Origin of the sequence: Pseudomonas serbiensis (assembly GCF_030580745.1) — a bacterium.
GTDB lineage: Bacteria > Pseudomonadota > Gammaproteobacteria > Pseudomonadales > Pseudomonadaceae > Aquipseudomonas > Aquipseudomonas serbiensis.
The window spans coordinates 158,169-178,441 of record NZ_JAUQOO010000007.1 but is presented as its reverse complement, the minus strand read 5'-3'; the positions used below and the strand labels follow the sequence as shown (position 1 = coordinate 178,441).

The window sequence follows — 20,273 nt, the reverse complement described above, 5'->3', positions numbered from 1 at the left end:
CCCTTTACTCCGTAGGTAGATCGGTTTAGTGCCAGCGGCGGAAGATCAGCGAAGTATTGACCCCGCCAAACGCAAAGTTGTTGTTCATCACATACTCGTTGCTCATCTGCCGGGGTTCGCCGATCAGGTAATCCAGTTCGCCACATTGAGGGTCGATGCTGTCGAGGTTGAGCGTGTGGATGTAACGGTCGCGTTTGAGCATTTCGATGCTGAACCATGATTCCAGAGCCCCACAGGCTCCGAGCGTGTGACCGAAAAAGCTCTTCTGCGAGCTGATCGGCATGCGCGGGCCAAAGAGGCTGCTGGTCGCCAGGGTTTCGGCGATATCGCCCTGTTCGGTGGCTGTGCCATGGCCGTTGACGTAGCCGACAGCCTCGGGTGGCAGGTTGGCGTCCTCCAGAGCCAACTCCATGGCGCGACGCATGGTGATCTGCTCCGGGCGTGTGCTGTGGGCACCATCGGCATTGCTGCCGAAACCGACGATTTCGGCATGGATATGTGCGCCTCGGGCCAGCGCATGCTCAAGCTCTTCGAGCACCATCATGCCGGCGCCTTCACCAATCACCAGCCCGTCGCGGCCGCTGTCGTAAGGCCTTGGACTGGTGTGTGGTGCGTCGTTTTTCAGGCTGGTGGCGTACAGCGCATCAAATACCATGGCTTCGGTGGGGCACAGTTCCTCCGCGCCACCCGCCAGCATCAGCGGCAAGCGCCCGAACTTGATCGCCTCATAGGCATAGCCGATGCCCTGGCTGCCGCTGGTGCAGGCACTGGATGTCGGGATCAAACGTCCGGTCAGGCCGAAGAAGATGCTTATATTGGCGGCTGTGGTGTGGGGCATCATCCGCACATAGGAGTTGGCGTTCAGCCCCTCTGCCACGGAGTTGAGCAGCATGTTGCCGAACGCTTTTATATCGTCGGTGCTGCCCGTGGATGAGCCACATGCAGTGCCCATGCGCCCGTCGCGAATGATCGGGTCGTTCAGTAATCCTGCATCGATCAGGGCTTTTTCCGATGCGCTCACCGCCAGACGCGATACCCGCCCCATGCTGCGCAACTGCTTGCGTGTCCAGTGTTCGGGGACCGCGAAGTCATCGACAGGCCCGGCCAGTCGGGTATTGAGTTCGGGGAAACGATCCCACTCGCCCATGCGCCGGATGCCACTGCGATTGGCAGTAAAGTTGGCTTCGATGCTGGCCCAGTCGCTGCCCAGTGAAGTAATGCCGGACATGCCGGTAACGACAACGCGCTTCATCAGCACAAGCCTCCGTTGACGGCCAGGACCTGGCGAGTGATGTAAGCGGCCTCTGCGGACATCAGGAAGTTCACCGCGCCTGCAACCTCTTCAGGCGTGCCCATGCGCTGGGCCGGGATCATTTTCATCAGTTCGTCCACCGGAACGTTTTCGTCCAGCATGGCTGTATCGATCAGGCCCGGCGCGACGCAGTTGACGGTGATCTTGCGTTTGCCAAGCTCGATGGCCAGAGCCTTGGCTGCGCCGATCAGGCCCGCTTTGGAAGCGCTGTAGTTCACTTGCCCGCGATTGCCGATCAGGCCGGAAACCGAAGTGATGCACACAATCCGGCCTGCGGCACGACGGCGAATCATCGGCATCATGACCGGGTGCAGCACGTTGTAGAAACCATCGAGGTTGGTGCGCAGTACCTGATCCCAGTCTTCTTCGCTGAGAGCCGGAAAGGCGCCATCGCGAGTCAGGCCAGCGTTGAGCACCACGCCATAATAGGCGCCATGGGTTTCAACATCCTGTTCGAGAATTGCCTTGCAGGCGGCACGATCGGAAACATCGAATTGCAGAACGCGGGCCTGACGACCCAGCGCGATGATTTCTGCCTGTACGGCTTCGGCTTCACTGCGACCGCTGCGGCAATGCAGGACCAGGTCATATCCGGCCTGGGCCAGACGCAATGCAATGGCGCGGCCTATTCCACGGCTGGAGCCGGTGACCAGTATCGATTCAGTCATGCCAGGGCTCCTTCGGTCAGGTATTGGGCAGCATTGGGTGGGCAATAGACGCTAAGGCGGGCAAAGGCCTGGATGTCCGGGCCGGTCAGGTTGCATTCAAAGACACCCATGCCGCTTTCGTCCTGCAATGAACGTGTCGCCAGGATCGTCAGTTCGCTGCCCGCCGGGAAATGCCCGACGTTACATTCGAATTTTCGGCTGCCGAGCAGGAAGCCCAACTGGATGGGCTCGCCCTGAAGACGTGCCTGGCAGCCGGCATAGGCCGCAACACTCTGGGCCATCAGCTCTACACCGACCCAGGCGGGAAGGCTGCCGTCCGGCTGGCTGAACAAGCCATCGGGGCGCACGGTCACTCGTGTCTGGATCTGTTCTTCGTCAAAGCTCAAGACCTGATCGATAAGGATCATGTCGGCAGCATGGGGGATCAACTCGGCGAGCGGCCAATCGATCATGGGGCATCTCCGATAATCAGGCTGATGTTGTTGCCGCCGAAGGCAAAGGAATTGCTCATCAGGTAGCGAGAGTCAGTGGGCGACAGATGCGCTCCGGGCAATGTCCATTGCAACGCAGGCAACAATGGATCGGCCTGGCCGTCCCACAGATGCGGAGGCAAGGCGTGCTCGCTGTTCTGCGGTGCCAGTGTGAGCCAGCAGAACGCTATTTCCAGGGCTCCGGCGGCACCGAGGGTATGGCCGCTGAGCGGTTTGGTCGAGGAGCAGGGAACGCCGTCGGGGAATACCGCATGCACGGCCAGGCTTTCCATGGCGTCATTGTGCTGGGTCGCTGTGCCGTGCAGGTTCAGATAACCGATTTGCTGCGCAACGAGTTGTGCATTGTCCAGTGCCTGTTGCATGGCTTCCCGGGCCCCGCGACCGCTGGGTTCGGGCGCGGAGATGTGGTGAGCGTCGCAACTGGCGCCGGCACCAAGCAGGGCAATCGAATGTGTGCCGCTGGCTTCACGGGTCATGAGAAACAGGACTGCCGCTTCGCCGATATTGATGCCGTCGCGGTTGATGGAAAAGGGATTGCAGCGTCGTTGTGATAAGGCTTCCAGTGCCGAAAAGCCGTTGAGCGTCAGCTTGCAGAGGCTGTCCACGCCACCACACAGAACGGCATCGCACAGACCCATGTCCAAAGCCCGCCGTGCGCTGAGCAAGGCGCGTGCGCTGGATGTACAGGCGGTGGAAATCACGTAGGCCGGGCCGCGCAATTGTAACCAGGACGCCAGAAAGGTCGCTGGCGCCCCCAGTTCCTGCTGCTGATAGTCGTAATGCTCGGGAAAGCTCTGGTCGCGTAACCAGGTTGCCATGCTGCTACTGGCTTCGTCGATGCCTGAAGTGCTGGTGCCCAGAATGACCCCGATACGCTCGGCACCATAGCGTTCGATGGCCTGGCGAATATCGTCTTCGATCTGCAGCGCGGCAGTCAGCAGCAACTGATTGTTGCGGCTGCCCTGTGAGCTTAATGACGCCGGGATGGGGGCCAGTGCATCTTTGATCGCACCGACGGGCAATACCCGATCAGGCACCCAACCGCTTTCTGCAACCATCCCGCAACTGTCGGCGGCAAACAGCTTGCGCGATACCTCTTCAGGACCATTGCCCAAGGCACAGATCAGCCCCATGGCATTGAGGTAGGCAGTCATTGTGGCGTCTCGACATTCAAGGGGGTGATTTCATAACTCAGCCCTTCCTTGAGCTTCAGCGTAAAGACATTGGCAGAGCGATAGTCGACCCGCCAGCGGTCATCGAGGCGGCGCTGCATCTGTTGGCTTTGCGCAGCAGGATAACTGATGGGCAGATTTTCGTGCGGCGTCATGGCAAAGAGCAGTGCCGCGAACAGCTCGCGCGCCTCAGGGTTCGGGGGCAGCAGACCATCGGCCTGCCACTTGCCCTCAATCAACAGCTGGCGCGCTTGTGGAATGCCCAGCGGGTCCATCAGGGACCAGCGCAGCCCTGCCTGTTCACGCTGGATGATCAGCAGCCAGTCCTGGCGCTGATCGGCCTGTTCACGCTGAATGTGCAGTTGCATCGGCAACTGCAACTCCGGCATGACTGCGGGCAGCGGTGCCTGGCTGGCGCAGCCGCCGAGCAGCAGAAGCACGAAAAACCATACGCGGATCATGACGTCTCGCCGTTCAGCGGCTTGCGGGCCACGACATTGACCAGGGTTTCTTCGCGCTGCCCGAACGGTTTGGGTTTGCGCAGCTTCAAGCGCTCCAGCAAGCCGAAATCCCTGGAGCGGCTCCACCACAGATAGGGATACGAGACATTTTTCGCTTCAAACTCGAAACCCTGGCCGCGAATCATCTCCAGATACTGCTCAGCGCTTTTCTGCACATGCATCGGGTGGCGAAACAGCCAGCGGATCACCCAGGTATCGATATAGGCCTCGGTGGACTCGGCGAACAGTAGATAACCGCCCGGCTTCAGCACGCGATAGAACTCGGCAATGGATTTTTCCTGCTCGACCAGATGATGAAAGGTCTGGTGGCAGAACAGCATGTCGACGCTGGCATCCGGCAGTTGCAGAGCGGCGCAATCACTGCCGATCAACTCGATATCGATGCCCTGGCGGCGAGCCTCTGCATGGCTCATGTCCAGACTGTGAGGGTCGGCGTCCACGCCCAGCAAGCGTGAAGGTGCGAATACCTGACGCAGGTACTGGAATGACTTGCCTTGCCCGCAACCGGCATCGAGTAGCACCGGTGCTTCAGGCGGCTGGTCATTGAACAGCGTGCGCAAATCATTGATGGCAACCCGCAGGACGTGATGTTGCCAGGTGTGGCTGCGCAGGAACCAGAAACCGAAACGGGTTTCTTCTACATAGCTGTCGCTCAGAAATGGCTGGTTCATGAAGCTTTACTCGAACAGAACTCGGCCAGCATCCGCAACCGACGTTTGGACTCGCTGACAAAGGGATTGTGTTCGTCCCAGGCATAGCCAGCCAGGATTGCGCTGATCATGCGGCGGATTTCAGGGGTGCTGTGGGGATAGAAAATGACGTCCTGGAAACTGTTGTCATACCAACCTTCGACATAGGCGCGGAAGGTGTCGACGCCGCGTTTGAGCGGGATGGCGAACCCGGTTTCCCAGTCCACGCTTTCGCCTTGCAACTGCCGGCTCAACAGGTTTGCGGCCATGCTTGCCGAGCGCATGGCAATGGTCACGCCGGACGAGAACACCGGGTCGAGAAATTCCGCCGCGTTGCCCAGCAGTGCGAAGCCTGGGCCGTGCAGGGTTTTGACGTTAGCCGAGTAGCCGCCAATGGTCCGTGCCGGAGTATCCCAGACGGCATTTTTCAGCACATTCTTGAGTTGTGGCGTTTCATCGACGAATGCTTGCAGGCAGGCGTCCAGGTCCTGCGGTTTGTCCTTGAAGCGTTCAGCCGAAGCCACCACGCCCAGGGAGCAGCGGCCATTGCTGAACGGAATCGACCAGAACCAGACATCCCGGTGCTCAGGGTGAATGCTGATCAAGATCTTTTCGCGGTCGAAGGGCGGGCTTTCGATATGGTCTTCGATATGGGTGAACACGGCTTGGCGTACCGGGAAGCCAGACGGTGCTTCAAGGTCGAGCAGGCGCGGCAAGACGCGGCCATAACCGCTGGCATCGAGTACGAACTGGGCTTGCACGCGGTATTCGCTGCCGTCCTCACGACGAACGTTCAGCGTCGGTTGTGGGCCGCTGAAGTCGGCGTTGATGATTTCCTGCTGATAGCGGATTTCAACGCCTTGCAGCGCTGCCTGATCGGCCAGCAACTTGTCGAATTCGGCGCGCTGCACTTGGAAGGTCGTTGGTTTGCCGTTGCTGAATGTGTCACCGAAATCGAAATCGCTGTATTGCTCACCGAAAGCAAAGGCAGCACCGTTTTTCTTCTGGAAACCAGCCGCTTCAACCGCTTCGAGCATGCCGGCTTCTTCAACGAAGTCCAGGCAATGGGAGAGCAGGCTTTCGCCAATGGAAAAGCGTGGAAACAACTGGCGTTCGATGATCAGAACGTCATGGCCCTTGCGTTTGAGCAAAGCGGCGGCGATAGCACCGGCAGGGCCGGCACCAATGACGACAACCTGCCGGTTTTCCATATCAGTGATGGGCACAAGAGTTCCTTATCGGTTGGTCGGTTGTAAGGGAAGACGGCAATGGCTTACGCCCCATGCCAGCCAGTGCGGGCATGAGGGTCGCCAGCAGGCTCATCAGCATCAGCGCGAAATACAGCGCCGGGCTGATGAGTTGTTGTTGCAGCAGAAGGTTGAGAAAAACGATCTCGCTCAGCCCGCGGATATTCAGCAGTACGCTTTCGCGCCAGCGGCTTGCGCCTGTAAAAGAGGGCGGAGCCCAGCGCAGGCCGATCCAGTTTCCCAGCATCTTGCTGACGATGGGCACGACGATCAGCGCGCCCAGTTGCAGCCAGCTCAAGGTGCTCATGGCGCTGTGGATATTGATTTGCACAATGCCGAAGGTCAGCAGCAACGGGATTGCCAACTGGTTCTGCAAACGCTTGAACACGGTTGTAGACAACGGCAGCGTCCAGGTTTGCCCCAGGCGTGACATGCACAACAGATAGCCAATACCAAAGATCAGCGCGTTGAGTTTGTAATGTTCTGCCACCACCAGCAGCGCGAAGAACGTAACGCTATAGAGCAACGGCTGGCGCAGGCCCAGCAGGCGAAACAGCAAGGGAATGCAGGCTCCCAGCAACGGCAGTAACAGGCTGGCGGGTTTCAGGCTGCCCTGGCCCAGGGCGAACAGGCTCCAGCAGGCCAGATCGATAAGGATCGCGGTTTGTACCAGACGGCGTGTCGCCTGGGGCGGGTAGCCGATGTGTTGCAGGTAGAGATAAAGCACCGGGATCGCGGTGATGGCGAACACCAGCCCAATCGCCAGCGAACTGAGCCAGGATTGATCCGCAAGCAGCCATAGCGCACAGGCCAGCCCTGCGACAAAGGGCACCAGAAAGCTTGGTATGGCCACTTTCAGGCTCTGCCGGTCCAGTCTGGCGTCGATGACATCACTGAGGATATGCCCCAGGACTATCGCGAAGGCCAGGCCGTACAAGGTCTTGAGCCATACCGGTGATACCAGTTGCGCGCCGCTCAGTTGCCAGTGCGGCTCTATCCAGAACAACATCAACAGCGGCAAGCCAAAGGTTGCCAGCAGCAACTGGCTGACGATAGGAATCAGGCCCAGTCGCTGACCCGCCCAGGTTGCCAGGGCAAAGGCCAATAGCGCCATCAGCCAGAACAGAAGGATCATCACGAGCGATGCTCCTTCTTCGGACTTGCCCAGGGCGCAAGGATGAAACTGAAAGCCAGCCCAAGGCTGACGGACAGTCCGAAATTGCTGATTGCCGGTGTGCTGGATATCGCCAGCAGGCCGAACGAGAGCCAGGTGGTGATAGCCGCCAGCAGAGTGCCCAGCAGACTGACGGCGGCGCCACCAATCTGTTCGCGCATGAGAATGGCGTAATCGACACTGATCGCCGTAACCAGCAGCAGGCCGAACAGGCTGAAGAGAGTCAGCGGCTGACCGAGCCAGCCCAGACTTGCCAGGCTGCACAGGGCCGCCAGCAAGGGCAGGGCGACAATGCGCAAGGCACCGTTCAGGCCGAATGGCACGATCAACAACAGGACGATCAAGACGCAGGACAGCAGCTTCAGCTCGGCAGCGCTGATCTGGGTGGCAGCGAATACGCTATTGAGCTCGCCCAGACGATCCACGAGTTGTACACCTTCCAGCCCTTGCGCCTGAACCCGTAACAGAGCGGGGTTGTTCAGCCCTCGCAAACTCACGATGGCAGCCACGCCATCATCGTTATGGCCAAGCCAGAGCGTACGCCAGGGCTCGCTGAGCGGGCCTGTCAGCGCGAGGTCGATATCTTGTGTCGGCAGCGTTTGCAGTCGACTCAGTTCGGTTTGCAAGGCGCTGGCCGGAACGCCCAGTTGAACCAGAGGCTGCCAAAGCGGCTCCAGCCTGGAGAGTGCGTTACGTGTGGCCTCTTGATCGGCAGGCGATGCAACCAGTTGATTGAGCGCCATGTACCCCTGCAACTTGCCCACATTGACCAACTGATCGAGCCGTTGAAGGAGATCTGATTGTCGGTCCAGCAATTGCTGCTCGTCCTTGCCGCGAACAAGAAAGAACTGGCTGGTGGGTTGGTAGCCGGTGATGCGCGCAATGGCCTGGGCTTCGTCCGTCAACGCCTGAGGAGCCGAAACCCATTGGCGGATGTCGTTGCGGGTGGTCAGTTGCCAAAGCCCCGTTGCACAGAACGCCATCAGCACGACCAGCAGGACAGGTGTACTGACCCGCCGTAACAAGGCTTCGCGGCAATCGAGCATGTGCTGTGCCAGAGCAAGAGGCCATTGCGCCGGCCGTATTTCGACCTTGGCGAGCAACGCAGGCAACAGGCAGACCGCTGTGAGATAGGCCCCGATCAGACCGGCTGCCGAGAACACGGCGATTTGTGTCAAGGCCGGAAAGGGTGTCCAGGCCAGGGCCAGATAACCAATGCAACTGGTGATCAGGCTCAGGCTCAGGCCGGGTAATGTGAGGCGCAAGGCAGGCCAACTGCGCCATGGCTTCAGGCTCCAGCTCTTGGACAGATAATGCAGCGGGTAGTCCACGGCGACGCCGATCAGGCTGGAGCCAAGCACCAGCGTCATCACATGCATGCTGCCGAAGAACGCCACACAGGCCACGGCACCGAACAGCATGCCTACCAGCACTGGCACGAATGCCAGAAGTACTTTCCAGCGACGGAAAGCCAGCAACAGCAGTAACAGAATGCCCAGCGTGGCACCGCCACCTACCCAGGTAATCTCCCGGCTGGCTTGCTTCTGGCCATTGGCGGCATACAACAGGCCGCTGGCTGCGAGTAGCTGGCCATCGGCCTGTTTTGCCTGCTCGCGAGCAGTGTCCAACAGGCTTGCGACCTGAGTGGGCAGGTGCATGTCGAATGCATCGCTGCGAGTGCGTGAGCGCAGCAATACCCAGCTTTTGTCATCGGCCACCGCAATCAATGCGCCGCTGGCAAGATCCGGCTGGACCGAGCCTTGTTTCGGCAGCCCGTTCTGAATTCGTCCAGTCAGGCCCAGCCAGTCGTCCTGGCCCGATACCAGGCTGAAACCGGCAAATGGATCGAACAGGCTTTGTACGCGCTGCTCGATGAATGCCTGTGGATCGTTGATCAACTGGTTACGGTCTGTGTCTGGCAACATTGCCAACCGGCCCTGCAACAGTTGATTGCGCAAGGCAGGCAGATCCGCTTGCAGAGTCCACTGCACTTTCTCGAACAGCCCGCTGGCTTGCCATTGTTCGCTTAATCGACGAGCGAGTTCGATGGCCTGCTGGCTATCGGCATGCCCGACCAGTACCAGCATTTCCCGATTGAGCGGTTCCTGCATACGCTGTTCGGCACGCAATACCAATGCATCGGTGTTGGTGCCGGGGACCAGCTCCATGAGGTTGGCCGACAGCGGCGAGCGGTCATGCCACTGCCACCCGGCCAGGGCCAGAACGCCCGCCAGAATCAGCAGGAACAGGCGCGGCAGCAGGCGCTCAGTTGACGAAGTCATTGCGCTGCACGTCGGTCAAGGCCTGGGAGCTGCTGCTGTCGAGCATTTTCAGGACCGTGCTGTCGCCTTGGGTTTCCAGCAGTTCGATGCGTTGCACCAGTTCACCACCGTCGATATTGATCTGCTTGAACACTTGTTGCAGCAGCAGCGAGCGCGGGATGAGTGTGAGGTGCCAGGCCTGTGCATCGCCTTTCAATTGCAGCTCGAAGTCCCGTTGCAGGCCGCTGCTGTCGCCTTGCAATACGGCGAGAAAAAGACGGTTCTGCTCGGCTCCTGCGCTTTTGCCCGGCAGGAGTTTCCATGGGCCGCTGCCCGGCGTTTCACGGCGAGCGATACCGGCAGTCGTGATGCGGTAATCCTGTTTCAGTGGCGTCTCCAGCAGCCAGAGCAAGCCGAATTCTCTGGACAGGACGAAGCGGCCTTTGCTGAGCAAGGGGTTCGGCAGTGCGCGCAGGTGTTTTTCCTGAACGAAGTTGCCTTGTACCACGACAGGTTTGGCCAACTGATCGCTCAGTTGCTGTAGATCGAACGCCAGAGCCAGTGACGGCAGGCACATCAGACCGAGCAGGCACAACGCCCGCATAGCACGGTTCATGGCAGGGCCTTTTGAATGGCGTCGATAAAGACCTGAGGTGAAGCCAGTTGCATCTCGCGGCTTTCCACATGCACGGCGACCTGCACGGTACTGGCGCGTGTCATGCGCTCCCCGGTGACTGCATCGGTGATCAGGTAGTTGATCTTCAGACGGTTTTCCCACTCCACCAGACTGGCGCGCACGATCAGTTTCTGACCGAATACGGCACCACGCATGTAGCGCAATTGCAGGTCGATCACGGGCCAGCCATAACCGGATTCAAGCATGTGGGCGTAGTTGTGGCCGATATGGTCCAGCAACGCACAGCGAGCGATTTCCAGGTATTTGACGTAGTGGCCGTGCCAGACGATGTTCATCATGTCGACATCGAAAAATGGCACCAACACTTCAGTGTCGACGTGAATGAAACCCTTACTGCGCATGTAACCTCCAGTGGCGGTTGGCGATGTGCTTCAGGCACAGGCGCAGCTCGGCTTCCAGCGCTCGGTCTTCGATGACCGGCGGGAAGTCACGGGCCAGTTGTTCGTGCATGGCGGCCAGGGCCGGTGGCAATGCACGTGCGTCATCTGCCTGGCTGCGCAGCCAGACCCCTTGATTGGCGGCGATCAGCGTAGCGGCGGCGACTTGCTCGGTCAGCTCCAGTACCCGAATGGCATCCCTGGCAGCAATCGTGCCCATGCTGACCTTGTCCTGGTTATGGCATTCGGTCGAGCGCGAGAACACGCTGGCGGGCATGGTGTTTTTCAGGGCTTCGGCGGTCCAGGCGCTGGCACCGATCTGCACGGCCTTGAAGCCATGATTGAGCATGGCCCGTTCACTGCTGGCGCCGGACAGGTTGCTCGGCAGGCCGTGGTTGTAGCGAGTGTCCACCAACAAGGCCAGTTGCCGGTCCAGCAGGTCGGCGACGTTGGCAACCAGGGTTTTCAGGCTGTCCATGGCAAAGGCGATATGCCCGCCGTAGAAGTGCCCGCCATGCAGAACACGCTCGGCTTCTGCATCGATGATCGGATTGTCGTTGGCACTGTTGAGCTCGGTTTCGATGAACGAGCGCAACCAGTTCAGGCTGTCGGCCAGCACGCCCAGCACATGGGGCGCGCAACGCAGCGAGTAGCGATCCTGCAGGCGATGCAGCGGCGCGGTGGGCGCATCGATGGCCAGATCCTGACGCAGCCAGGCGGCGACTTGTGTCTGGCCCGGATGAGGTTTGGCGGCGAACAGGCGCTCGTCGAAATGCTCCGGGTTGCCTTGCAGCGCCACGACATTCAGGGCCGTGATACGGGTTGCCAGTTGCAGCAGGTAGTCGGCGCGGGCGAAAGCCAGGCAAGCCAGACCGGTCATGACGGCTGTACCGTTCATGAGTGCCAGTGCTTCCTTGGGTCTGAGTCTGAGGGGTTGCCAACCCAGTTCGCGATGCACATCGCTGGCCTGACGTCGCTCGCCACGGAACATCACTTCACGTTCGCCGGACAAGGTGGCTGCCACATAGGACAGGGGCGTCAGGTCACCGCTGGCCCCCACCGAACCTTCTTCCGGGATCAGCGGTAATACGTCGTGTTCGATGAAGGCTTGCAGGCGCTCCAGCAACTCGACACGCACGCCGGAAACCCCATGGCACAGCGACTGCAAGCGTGCTGCCAGTACGGCGCGGGTGGCTTGTGCATCCAGAAGCCTGCCCAGGCCACAGCCATGGAAGGTGTACAAATGACGGGGCAGGGCTTCGACATGTTGCAACGGCACGGCGACCACGCAGGAGTCACCGTAGCCGGTGGTGACGCCGTAAATCACGCCTTCCTTGTCCAGCAGGGAATCAAGGAACTGCGCGCCTTTGGCGATGCGCTCCCGAAAGGCGCTGTCGTCTTGCAGGGCCGTAGGTGCCTGGCGATTGGCAAGGGCCAGAACGTCCTCGATACGCAGCGCGCGTTCGCCAAACGTGACTGTGTCAGGAGCTTGATTCGTCATCGGACTTCCAGAAAGGATAGAAATTGAACCACTGCTGTGGAGCCTCAAGGCAATAGTGCCCAAGGCGTTCGGCATACCGGCTGGCCCAATGGGCAATAACTTCTGCGCGGTCGCTGCGGCGCCATTGAACGGCGTCGGTGAAGGGTTCGAGAATCACTCGATAACCTTTCGGGCCTTTCAGGCAGAAAAACAGATTGACCGGGCATTTGAGCAGCCCGGCCAGCAACCATGGGCCTTGGGGGAAACTGGCCGGTTGCCCGAGGAAGTCAGCCTGCACGTTGCGTCCGCCATGCAGGGTGACGCGATCCCCGGCAATGGCCAGCCATTCGCCTTCGTCCAGGCGCTGGCTCAGTTGCAGCATGATTGCCGGGTCCAGCTCGCTGACCTGTATGAGGCGCAGGTTGGTTGCGCCGGCCTGCCCCAGCAGTCGATTGAAGCGCTCGGCGTGCTTGGTGTGGACCAGCACATTCATGGTGACCTTTTCGCCCAGCTCGGCCAGCGCACGGCAGACCTCAAGGTTGCCCAGATGGGCGCCGACCAGTAACTGGCCGCGTTCGCCTCGCAACTGATCGCGCAGATGCGCGGGGTCGATGATTTCAATCTGCTCGATCCCAAGCTTGCCGTTCCAGACATCAAGCTTGTCCAGCAAGGCATCGGCAAAGGCCATGAACTGCCCGAAAACCCGCCATTGGGTAGGGCGCAGTTCCGGCTTGCCGCTCCAGTCCGCCAGCCGTTGCTGGTATTCCCGGATACTGCGGCGAGCCCGGCGGCCAAACAGGAAGAAATACAGAACGATGCCGTACAAGACCGGGCTGAGCACGCGCCGCCCCAGCACACGCACGCCCCAGGCGGTGAGTTTCATCAGCAGGAAGCTGCCACGTTCTTCGTGGTTGGCCCAGTGCTGCTTCTGCGGGTTTTCGCTCATGGCCTCAACCGCCGCCAGAGGATCAGAGGCAGGCGCATCAGCATGCCGAAGAACAGCTTGGTGTGCATTTTGGAAATCAAGGCGTTGTCATGGAACAGACGGAAGTGAGAAAGCCCGTCCTGCGGGTAATGCACCCGAGTCGGCAGCCAGCGCATTGGCTGCTTGCGCCATGACAGGCGCACCAGGATTTCAGGGTCGAAGTCCATGCGTTTGCCGACGTGTACCGAGTCGATCAATTTCAGGACCGGCGGCAATGGATACACCCGGAAACCGCACATCGAATCGCGAATCTGCAATGACAGGCTATTGATCCAGACCCACACATGGGTCAGGTAGCGGGCATAAAGCCGGCCTTTCGGCACACTGGCGTCATACTCGGGATAGCCGCAGATGATGGCTTCCGGGTAGAGGCGCGAGTTGTCCAGAAACACCGCGACATCGCTCAGGTCATGCTGGCCATCGGCATCGACTTGCAACGCATGGCTGAAACCCAGTCGTGAGGCTTCCCGAAGCCCGGCCATGACCGCGCCGCCTTTGCCCTGATTGACCGACAGGGTCACCAGAAAGACCTGATCGTTTTCAGCCAGAGATTGCAGAACCGCAGCACAACTCGGGCTGCTGGCATCGTCGACCAGAACGCACGGCAGACCGGCTGCGCGCAGTGCCTTGACGACATCGGGCACGGCCAGTTCATGGTCGAAGACCGGAATAACGGCGCAGGGGTTATGCATCCTGGCTGGCCTTCAAGAGAATTCTCCCGCTGGAGCAGGGGGCGTCGTCGGTATTGGTGAAAGCGAAATAGAGCTTGGAGCGTTCGGCATCGAAGCGCAGGGTCAGCTTGAGCTGGTCGCCCGGGCGAACCAGTTGCTGGAACTTGAGCACTTCAATGCCTGCAAATACAGGCGGAACAGCCAACAGTTGTTGGCCAAGATGCATCGCCCACTCGACTTGCACCACGCCGGGCAGCACCGGGATTCTAGGGAAGTGCCCGCTGAAATAAGCCAGATCCGGCGGTACCAGAAGGTGCAGATGCAATTCGGTATCGACGGTTTGTTGTTCCAGCAATTCTGGCTGCCTGGGGCGCTGGGCCATGAGTAATGCCTGGATTTGCGCCTGCGGAAGCTTGCCTTGGGCGTTGAACGGCAGTTGTCGCAGCAGGCGCCAGCGGCGCGGAAGAGCGATGGCTTCGCAGTGTGGGCTCAAATGTTGACGAAGGGCTTGCGTCAGTGCTCGGCGGCCCTGGTTGCGCAGCGCGTGCATCCCGGTTTGGCTCAGCACAATCAGGGCGCCCAGCGATGCCCGGCTTTCCTGGATGACTCCCAGACGTGCCTCGTTGATCCACTCATGGCTCAACAGTGCTTCTTCCAGAAGCGGCAGGGAGATGCGTTTTTCTTCAAGCTTGACGATGCGGTCCAGACGTCCCAGCAGCTCGAAACGGCCATTTTCGTCAATGCGAGCAGCATCGGCAGTCTGTTCGAGATGATCGGGCGGCATATAGGGCGAACGAATGCACAGGGCACCGTCTTTGTTCTGGCTCAACTGCACGCCGTCGAACGTTTGCCAGAGGTCTTCGCCCTGACGCCAGGCGATCCCACCGGTTTCTGAGCTGCCGAGAATCTCGGTGGGCCATTTCCCCAGACGTTGATGCAGACCTTGTGCTGCATCTGTTGGTAGCGACCCGCCGGATGAAAACACTCGGCGTACGGCGCTCAGGCTGGCCCAGTCCAGATTGTCGCCCATTCGTTTGAGCAGTGCCGGGCTGGCGACCCAGGCGAATGCCGGATATTCCCGGCTGGCACGTTGCAGGTCTTCCGGGAAAGGCAGTTGTTTGCGAACGAACGGTCGGGCTGCACACAAAGGCCACAGCACGCGAAACAACAAACCGTAGATATGTTGAGACGCCACGCTGCCGATGATGCAGGCTGAGCCCAGTTCCGCGCCCCAAAGCTGCTCCAGTGCTTCGACTTCATTGGCCAGTTGTCGCAGGCGCTTTTCGATCAGCTTGGGTTCACCACTTGAGCCCGAGGTACAAAGGTCCAGGCGGCACTCGTCCAGGTCCAGCGCCATGGGGGCAAGCGGTGTTGCGTCCTGTAATTCGCCTGGTTTTGTGTCGCCAGCCTGATCGGTCAGCCACATGTCTACATGCTTCACCCAGCGTTGGCGGGTCTGACCTTGCAGGTCGGCGGGCAGCAATACCTCTACATCTGCGCGCCAGGCACCGAACAGCGCAACGGCCAGTTCGCCTGCGTCCTCAAGGTGTACTGCCAGGCGTTTGATGTTCCGGGCCTGAAGCCCGGCAGCCAGACGCAATGCCTGTTCACAGAATTGTGCGTGGTTCAGGGCGGGCTCTTGCGTCAGCAGCCGATCCTTTGAGGGCTCAAGCAGCAGATTTTCGAGGTTTAACCAGTTCATGCGATCCATTTCATGCTCCGCCTCGGACACGTCGGCGGACTATCAATTCGCCTGCGAAGAGCAGGCCCATCAGTCCATAGGAAATAAGGCCGGTATACAGCGCCCACCATGACAGCGGTGCCCAAAGCGTCAAGGCTGCTGCGATCAGGCCGTTGCCCAGAAAGAACACACACCAGACCTGGGTGACCTGGCGCGTATAGCGGACGGCAACTTCGGGTAGTTCCGGCTCTTTCAAGCGCGCCAGTCGCTCCACCAGGGGCATGCCATACATCAGGCTTGAGCCGAAAAGGCACAGCATGAACAGGCTGATGAGTACCGGGTACCAGCGCAGCAGGAGGGGGCTGTCCAGCACGCCCAGCAAAAGGCAGAACACGAGGGCAGCAATTGCCATTGCCAGAGTGCCTGCACGTCTTTCGCTCGTCAGGGCGCGTGTCAGCCACAGGCCACCCAGTAACAGGGCGAACTGCCAGGGCGCGAAATGCTCCGTGCCCCAGTAGACGGCAAACGGGTAGAGCACACCGATCAGTAGCAGACCGGGGCCGATCAGCCGTTTCATTCGGCTGGATTGGCCATGCGATAGACGGCTTCGACCACGTCGTTGACCGTTCTTACCGACTTGAACTCTTCTGCGGCGATTTTCTTGCCGGTCTTGCGTTTGATGTGGTCGATCAGGTCCACGGCATCGATGCTGTCGATTTCCAGATCCTGATAGAGATTGGCCTGTAGCGTGACGCGCTCTGGCTCAAGCTCGAACAGCTCTACCATGGACGTGCGCAGGGTCTCGAAAATGTCTTCGCGGGTTTGCATGTTCAGTCCTCAGGCCGATTGTCTGGCGCTGACGAAGGCCGCAAGGCTGTCTACGCATGTGAAATGGTTACGAGTGTCCTTTGCATCGGCATCGATCTTGATGCCATAGCGTTTCTGAATCGCCAGCCCCAGCTCCAGTGCATCGACCGAGTCCAGGCCCAGGCCTTCGCCAAAGAGAGTCTGGTCATTGCCTATGTCGTGGGGGGTGATGTCTTCGAGGCCCAGGGCATCGATGATCAGTTGCTTAATGTCCCGGTGTAGATCGCTCATCTGTGGCGAGCTCCTTAATGAAATACGCATGCAGGTAATCGTTGAGTTTGCGCGACGCCAGCGGAGGCGGGCCAAGCGCAGTAAAACTGTTGGGGTCGATGTCTTCGCCAACGCGCAGGGTGAAGTGCACGCGGCGTTGCGGGATCCGGTACCAGGGTTCGGCCTTGGTCAGGGTCGTCGGGCTGACCTGGATGATGACTGGGGTAATCATGCTGGCACCGCGCAGGGCGATGGCGGCAGCACCTCGATGAAAGGCGGGGGCCATGCCCGGCTGAGTGCGTGTGCCTTCCGGAAAGATGATCAGTGTCTGACCTGCCTGCAGGCGGTCGACGGCAGAGTCGAGCATGTCCATGCTGCCGTCATTGCTTATATAGCCGGTGGAGCGGACTGGACCGCGAGTGCAAGGGTTGTCCCACAGGCTGCGCTTGACCACGCAATTGGCATCGCGAACCAGCCCGATCAGGAACACCACATCGATCAGCGAAGGATGGTTGGCAATGATCATCTGCCCTGCACGCCCCAGTCGCTCGGCACCTTGTACGTCGTAAGTCAGAACACCCATGCGCGCCATGAAGCGAATAAACAGCCAGAACAGATGACTGATGGTGCGTCTTGCGCGACGCTGATGGCTGGCTTTATCCCCTGGCAGACATCCCAGCAACGGAAAAACGAACAGACGCAGGCATAGCCCGCTCAACCCGAACAGGGCAAAACTGAGTCCGGTGGCCAGCAGACGCCAGTAGTAAGCGTCCCGACCCTTTTTCAGAGGTTGCGTTGCCAGTTCCATAACCGGTTATTCCAGGGATGTTGGCAAACGGATTGGTTGGTATTCAGGGCGCGTAACAAATTCAGGGCGTGGGGCCATTGGGTTCGTTCGGTGGCCTGGGTATCGCCACCGAGAGACAGCTGCCAGTCATTACCCTTGGTCAGCAGCAAGCCAACGGCATAGGGAAAGGGCACGTCATCGATCCATTGGGCATAGGCGCTTGGCGGTTGCTCTTCTGTCACGACCAGCAGAACGGCGTTATTGCCTTCGGCCAGCAGCGTGACAGCCTCGAAAACCCCGTGTTCAAGCCCGTCACCGGCAGCGGCCAGGGCTGTCATTTCACAGGTTTCTCCGCGCATTATCGACCACAGCCCAATGACGGCGTTATGCACCGAAAGGCTGAACTGGGTCGGAGATAGCGGCTCGTTCGCGGAGAGATCACGCAAGATATCAAAGGTGCGGGGCGTTTCCCCATGGCGCGACACGAATACCAGAGGCAGTCGCTCATGACCTTCTGCCAATGGCCAGCCAACCGTGAAGGCCATGCGTGCCATTCTGCTCAGGCGTCTGCGCTGCATGGCGGGAAGGAAAGAGACGTCCGGCGCGGCATCGCTGCTTTGTAAAAGCGTCGGACTCCGGCTCCACTGCTGCCAGTCGTCCACGCTTGCCAGGCCAGGGGCCCAGGCACGCCATTGTGCGATGTTGAATGTGATCACTTCTCTTCCCGCCCCTGCGGGCTACTTCTTGTTGCTGCTTCAGGCGAGCGATATCAGCCTTGGTGCGTCATTTTGACTGACTGCGCGCATTATCCTGATGGTCCGTATGAGTAGCAAATTTGTTACACATTATTTGTTTGTAGGCGCTTTTTTTACGTCTATTAGCGCTTTTTTATGCTTTATCGCGGTCATATTGCCGGTGTGCGAGGCATCTATGGACTCTTGTCTTGTGGAAAACTCGCCCTTGTCATATGTATTGCCTAGACTCGGACTTCCTGCGAGGCCTTTATCGGCATTGCAGGTTGTTTCTTCACTGAACGAGGAGTTATTGCATGCGTCGCGTGGTGTTCAATCAGAAAGGGGGTGTGGGCAAGTCCAGCATCGCCTGCAATCTGGCGGCTGTCAGCGCTAATGAAGGTTATCGAACACTGTTGATCGACCTGGATGCCCAGGCTAATTCGACCCAATACCTCACCGGCCTGACGGGCAACGATATTCCGATGGGGATTGCCGAGTTCTTCAAGCAGACGCTGTCTTCCGCACCGTTCGGCAGGAAGAATCATGTCGATATCTATGAAACGCCTTACGACAACCTGCATGTGGTAACCGCGACCGCCGAGCTGGCTGACCTTCAGCCCAAGCTTGAGGCCAAGCACAAGATCAACAAGCTGCGAAAGCTGCTGGATGAGCTGAGCGAAGATTACGAGCGCATTTATCTGGATACCCCGCCAGCCCTGAATTTCTATGCCGTTTCGGCGCTGATTGCGGCTGATCGTGTACTCATTCCCTTCGACTGCGACAGTTTTTCGCGTCAGGCCCTTTACGGGTTGCTTCATGAGGTTGAGGAACTCAAGGAAGATCATAACGACGGTCTTGAAGTGGAAGGGATTATCGTCAATCAGTTCCAGCCTCGTGCCAGCCTGCCCCAGCAAATGATTGACGAACTGATTGCCGAGGGACTGCCGGTCCTGCCGATTCACCTCAGTGCCTCGGTGAAAATGCGCGAGTCGCATCATGCCAGCACGCCTTTGATCCATTTCGACCCTCGCCACAAGTTGACGCAGCAATTCGTTGACCTGCACCACTGGCTGGAAACCAGAGCCCAGGCTTGAAGATGTACCGGAGTGGGGCGCCAGACCCCATTGCCAAAGGCCTTAGCCCTGCGCATCGGATTTGAAAAGTGGGGAAGCAAAAGTGCCTGCCTTGATCGAGTCGATGATCCGCTCGGCATTCATCAACGCCTTTTCGGCCATTTCTGGCGGAATGCTGATGGTCGCCTCCATGTCTGCCCTGGAGTGTTCCTGAGAGGCTGTCAGTCGATTGTCGCCAGGCGGGCATCCGCATTTCACTTCATGCCCGTGCGTGGCGACGGCAACACAGCCATTGATATAGGTCGGATTCCCCTGGGCGATGTAGCCCACGCTCTTGCACGCCGGACACCACACTGGATCGCCCATGCGCGCGACCCTGCGCTCATCTATCAATTCTGTTGCGGACGCTGACAGCACGAAACCACCCGTGGTGGTTGGATCGCCTTCCCTGACTACAAATGGCATGGCCTGCTTCCTCTGTCTTTTGGAAAGTCTGGAGGTTAGGCGAAAAAAGCATGTTTTAGGGGCGGTAATTAATATTAAGGAATGGTCCTACAAATAAATAAGTAAATTCCGTTTGGTTCGCGAATAAATTCGCTCCTACGGATTGTGTTTGTTTGAAAAACTATCCTTTCGGGTTATCCGATCGGGCAGTTGAGTGAATCGCTTCATGTCTTTAACCTTTTTTGCAGGAACTAACAAAAAAGGTATCAAGGAATGAAGACTTTAAAAGGTATTAAAAGTGTTGTTGCTGTTGCCACATTTATTGCTGCAGGTATGGCGCAGGCAGGACCGTCGGTGACAGTTGTTTTCAAGAATAATGGTTCGTCGGCTGCGTTATATAGTCCGATTGATAGTAATGAGGGGCTGACAAGGAGTTTTGCTGTGAAATCTCCCAGTGCTAGTGTTTCTGCAGGTGGTACAGATACATATGTTGTTAAGGGGCGCCTTTCTCCTGATGCCAGTCATGCGTTTGTTCGCTACAGGGCGGGTGTTAAAGAATGTAAGTTCAAATCGACTTACATCATGGCTCATACCCGTGGGGTGAGAGCGCCGAAGTGGATCAAGGAGGCTGTGGCAACTGGTGGAGCGCGTTGTGATGCCAGAATAGTTTCTGTCAACAACTCTACGCATGAATGGACGGTTGAATTTGTCATGAGATAAGAGCTTCCGGTT

General features: G+C 58.8%; 23 protein-coding genes. 2 read left to right on the top strand and 21 right to left on the bottom strand.

Features of this window, described 5'->3' with window-relative positions; all coding sequences use genetic code 11:
• Positions 1–25 precede the first annotated feature (25 nt).
• Genes Q6A51_RS11590 through Q6A51_RS11495 form a run of 20 tightly spaced genes read right to left on the bottom strand, consistent with a single transcriptional unit; the run spans position 26 to position 18,006 of the window.
• Entirely contained in the window at positions 26–1,252 is a 1,227-nt protein-coding gene (locus Q6A51_RS11590; protein ID WP_201018308.1) for a beta-ketoacyl-ACP synthase, read from the bottom strand.
• Positions 1,252–1,980: a 3-oxoacyl-ACP reductase FabG gene (gene fabG / locus Q6A51_RS11585; protein WP_201018307.1), complete on the bottom strand. Its 729-nt coding sequence runs from the start codon at positions 1,978–1,980 to the stop codon at positions 1,252–1,254. The genes Q6A51_RS11590 and fabG overlap by 1 nt, the downstream gene beginning before the upstream one ends.
• The gene (locus Q6A51_RS11580) at positions 1,977–2,432 is read right to left on the bottom strand and encodes a hotdog family protein (protein ID WP_304574847.1); all 456 of its coding nucleotides are present in this window, start codon (positions 2,430–2,432) and stop codon (positions 1,977–1,979) included. Before Q6A51_RS11580 ends, fabG begins: the two co-directional genes overlap by 4 nt.
• A complete protein-coding gene (locus Q6A51_RS11575) occupies positions 2,429–3,625 on the bottom strand; it encodes a beta-ketoacyl-[acyl-carrier-protein] synthase family protein (RefSeq protein WP_304574846.1) in 1,197 nt (398 codons plus the stop codon). The genes Q6A51_RS11580 and Q6A51_RS11575 overlap by 4 nt, the downstream gene beginning before the upstream one ends.
• Positions 3,622–4,104, bottom strand: a complete 483-nt coding sequence (locus tag Q6A51_RS11570) for a hypothetical protein (RefSeq protein ID WP_201018304.1) — start codon at positions 4,102–4,104, stop codon at positions 3,622–3,624. The genes Q6A51_RS11575 and Q6A51_RS11570 overlap by 4 nt, the downstream gene beginning before the upstream one ends.
• The gene (locus tag Q6A51_RS11565) at positions 4,101–4,835 is read right to left on the bottom strand and encodes a class I SAM-dependent methyltransferase (protein WP_201018303.1); all 735 of its coding nucleotides are present in this window, start codon (positions 4,833–4,835) and stop codon (positions 4,101–4,103) included. Before Q6A51_RS11565 ends, Q6A51_RS11570 begins: the two co-directional genes overlap by 4 nt.
• Positions 4,832–6,079 (bottom strand): NAD(P)/FAD-dependent oxidoreductase, encoded by a 1,248-nt coding sequence (locus Q6A51_RS11560; protein WP_304574845.1) that lies wholly within the window; start codon positions 6,077–6,079, stop codon positions 4,832–4,834. Before Q6A51_RS11560 ends, Q6A51_RS11565 begins: the two co-directional genes overlap by 4 nt.
• On the bottom strand, positions 6,066–7,238 hold the full coding sequence (locus Q6A51_RS11555) for a cation:proton antiporter (RefSeq protein WP_304574844.1): 1,173 nt from the start codon (positions 7,236–7,238) through the stop codon (positions 6,066–6,068). The genes Q6A51_RS11560 and Q6A51_RS11555 overlap by 14 nt, the downstream gene beginning before the upstream one ends.
• The gene (locus Q6A51_RS11550; RefSeq protein WP_304574843.1) at positions 7,235–9,556 is read right to left on the bottom strand and encodes an MMPL family transporter; all 2,322 of its coding nucleotides are present in this window, start codon (positions 9,554–9,556) and stop codon (positions 7,235–7,237) included. Before Q6A51_RS11550 ends, Q6A51_RS11555 begins: the two co-directional genes overlap by 4 nt.
• A complete protein-coding gene (locus Q6A51_RS11545) occupies positions 9,540–10,151 on the bottom strand; it encodes an outer membrane lipoprotein carrier protein LolA (protein WP_201018299.1) in 612 nt (203 codons plus the stop codon). The genes Q6A51_RS11550 and Q6A51_RS11545 overlap by 17 nt, the downstream gene beginning before the upstream one ends.
• Complete coding sequence (locus tag Q6A51_RS11540) at positions 10,148–10,573, bottom strand: acyl-CoA thioesterase (RefSeq protein ID WP_201018298.1); 426 nt, start codon at positions 10,571–10,573, stop codon at positions 10,148–10,150. Before Q6A51_RS11540 ends, Q6A51_RS11545 begins: the two co-directional genes overlap by 4 nt.
• Positions 10,563–12,110: an HAL/PAL/TAL family ammonia-lyase gene (locus tag Q6A51_RS11535; protein ID WP_201018297.1), complete on the bottom strand. Its 1,548-nt coding sequence runs from the start codon at positions 12,108–12,110 to the stop codon at positions 10,563–10,565. Before Q6A51_RS11535 ends, Q6A51_RS11540 begins: the two co-directional genes overlap by 11 nt.
• Positions 12,091–13,035: an LpxL/LpxP family acyltransferase gene (locus Q6A51_RS11530; RefSeq protein ID WP_201018296.1), complete on the bottom strand. Its 945-nt coding sequence runs from the start codon at positions 13,033–13,035 to the stop codon at positions 12,091–12,093. Before Q6A51_RS11530 ends, Q6A51_RS11535 begins: the two co-directional genes overlap by 20 nt.
• Positions 13,032–13,766 carry a glycosyltransferase family 2 protein gene (locus tag Q6A51_RS11525; RefSeq protein WP_304574842.1) on the bottom strand — a complete coding sequence of 245 codons (735 nt, stop codon included), beginning with the start codon at positions 13,764–13,766 and terminating at the stop codon, positions 13,032–13,034. The genes Q6A51_RS11530 and Q6A51_RS11525 overlap by 4 nt, the downstream gene beginning before the upstream one ends.
• Entirely contained in the window at positions 13,759–15,447 is a 1,689-nt protein-coding gene (locus Q6A51_RS11520) for an acyl-CoA synthetase family protein (RefSeq protein ID WP_304574879.1), read from the bottom strand. The genes Q6A51_RS11525 and Q6A51_RS11520 overlap by 8 nt, the downstream gene beginning before the upstream one ends.
• Before the next feature lie 10 nt (positions 15,448–15,457).
• Complete coding sequence (locus Q6A51_RS11515) at positions 15,458–16,003, bottom strand: COG4648 family protein (RefSeq protein ID WP_304574841.1); 546 nt, start codon at positions 16,001–16,003, stop codon at positions 15,458–15,460.
• Entirely contained in the window at positions 16,000–16,254 is a 255-nt protein-coding gene (locus Q6A51_RS11510) for an acyl carrier protein (protein ID WP_201001515.1), read from the bottom strand. The genes Q6A51_RS11515 and Q6A51_RS11510 overlap by 4 nt, the downstream gene beginning before the upstream one ends.
• A gap of 9 nt (positions 16,255–16,263) precedes the next feature.
• Entirely contained in the window at positions 16,264–16,524 is a 261-nt protein-coding gene (locus Q6A51_RS11505; RefSeq protein ID WP_201018293.1) for a phosphopantetheine-binding protein, read from the bottom strand.
• Positions 16,499–17,311 (bottom strand): lysophospholipid acyltransferase family protein, encoded by an 813-nt coding sequence (locus Q6A51_RS11500; RefSeq protein ID WP_201018292.1) that lies wholly within the window; start codon positions 17,309–17,311, stop codon positions 16,499–16,501. Before Q6A51_RS11500 ends, Q6A51_RS11505 begins: the two co-directional genes overlap by 26 nt.
• The gene (locus tag Q6A51_RS11495; RefSeq protein WP_201018291.1) at positions 17,287–18,006 is read right to left on the bottom strand and encodes a beta-ketoacyl synthase chain length factor; all 720 of its coding nucleotides are present in this window, start codon (positions 18,004–18,006) and stop codon (positions 17,287–17,289) included. The genes Q6A51_RS11500 and Q6A51_RS11495 overlap by 25 nt, the downstream gene beginning before the upstream one ends.
• 332 nt (positions 18,007–18,338) lie before the next feature.
• Between Q6A51_RS11495 and Q6A51_RS11490 the strand changes: the two genes are divergently transcribed.
• A complete protein-coding gene (locus tag Q6A51_RS11490; RefSeq protein ID WP_201001521.1) occupies positions 18,339–19,118 on the top strand; it encodes a ParA family protein in 780 nt (259 codons plus the stop codon).
• Between the two features lie 42 nt (positions 19,119–19,160).
• Here Q6A51_RS11490 and Q6A51_RS11485 read toward each other — a convergent pair whose 3' ends face one another.
• Positions 19,161–19,562, bottom strand: coding sequence for a PAAR domain-containing protein (locus Q6A51_RS11485; protein WP_201018290.1), 402 nt, complete (start codon positions 19,560–19,562; stop codon positions 19,161–19,163).
• Between the two features lie 252 nt (positions 19,563–19,814).
• Here Q6A51_RS11485 and Q6A51_RS11480 point away from each other — a divergent pair, with 252 nt between their 5' ends.
• Complete coding sequence (locus Q6A51_RS11480) at positions 19,815–20,261, top strand: hypothetical protein (RefSeq protein WP_201018289.1); 447 nt, start codon at positions 19,815–19,817, stop codon at positions 20,259–20,261.
• Positions 20,262–20,273: the final 12 nt, after the last annotated feature.

Coding starts and splice junctions, on each gene's coding strand:
- Q6A51_RS11485 (WP_201018290.1), bottom strand. CDS start 19,562: ATGCCATTTGTAGTCAGGGAAGGCGATCCAACCACCACGGGTGGTTTC.
- Q6A51_RS11545 (WP_201018299.1), bottom strand. CDS start 10,151: ATGAACCGTGCTATGCGGGCGTTGTGCCTGCTCGGTCTGATGTGCCTG.
- Q6A51_RS11580 (WP_304574847.1), bottom strand. CDS start 2,432: ATGATCGATTGGCCGCTCGCCGAGTTGATCCCCCATGCTGCCGACATG.
- Q6A51_RS11490 (WP_201001521.1), top strand. CDS start 18,339: ATGCGTCGCGTGGTGTTCAATCAGAAAGGGGGTGTGGGCAAGTCCAGC.
- Q6A51_RS11530 (WP_201018296.1), bottom strand. CDS start 13,035: ATGAGCGAAAACCCGCAGAAGCAGCACTGGGCCAACCACGAAGAACGT.
- Q6A51_RS11535 (WP_201018297.1), bottom strand. CDS start 12,110: ATGACGAATCAAGCTCCTGACACAGTCACGTTTGGCGAACGCGCGCTG.
- Q6A51_RS11480 (WP_201018289.1), top strand. CDS start 19,815: ATGAAGACTTTAAAAGGTATTAAAAGTGTTGTTGCTGTTGCCACATTT.
- Q6A51_RS11510 (WP_201001515.1), bottom strand. CDS start 16,254: ATGCAAACCCGCGAAGACATTTTCGAGACCCTGCGCACGTCCATGGTA.
- Q6A51_RS11515 (WP_304574841.1), bottom strand. CDS start 16,003: ATGAAACGGCTGATCGGCCCCGGTCTGCTACTGATCGGTGTGCTCTAC.
- Q6A51_RS11590 (WP_201018308.1), bottom strand. CDS start 1,252: ATGAAGCGCGTTGTCGTTACCGGCATGTCCGGCATTACTTCACTGGGC.
- Q6A51_RS11565 (WP_201018303.1), bottom strand. CDS start 4,835: ATGAACCAGCCATTTCTGAGCGACAGCTATGTAGAAGAAACCCGTTTC.
- Q6A51_RS11525 (WP_304574842.1), bottom strand. CDS start 13,766: ATGCATAACCCCTGCGCCGTTATTCCGGTCTTCGACCATGAACTGGCC.
- Q6A51_RS11500 (WP_201018292.1), bottom strand. CDS start 17,311: ATGGAACTGGCAACGCAACCTCTGAAAAAGGGTCGGGACGCTTACTAC.
- Q6A51_RS11505 (WP_201018293.1), bottom strand. CDS start 16,524: ATGAGCGATCTACACCGGGACATTAAGCAACTGATCATCGATGCCCTG.
- Q6A51_RS11570 (WP_201018304.1), bottom strand. CDS start 4,104: ATGATCCGCGTATGGTTTTTCGTGCTTCTGCTGCTCGGCGGCTGCGCC.
- Q6A51_RS11550 (WP_304574843.1), bottom strand. CDS start 9,556: ATGACTTCGTCAACTGAGCGCCTGCTGCCGCGCCTGTTCCTGCTGATT.
- Q6A51_RS11520 (WP_304574879.1), bottom strand. CDS start 15,447: ATGAACTGGTTAAACCTCGAAAATCTGCTGCTTGAGCCCTCAAAGGAT.
- Q6A51_RS11575 (WP_304574846.1), bottom strand. CDS start 3,625: ATGACTGCCTACCTCAATGCCATGGGGCTGATCTGTGCCTTGGGCAAT.
- fabG (WP_201018307.1), bottom strand. CDS start 1,980: ATGACTGAATCGATACTGGTCACCGGCTCCAGCCGTGGAATAGGCCGC.
- Q6A51_RS11540 (WP_201018298.1), bottom strand. CDS start 10,573: ATGCGCAGTAAGGGTTTCATTCACGTCGACACTGAAGTGTTGGTGCCA.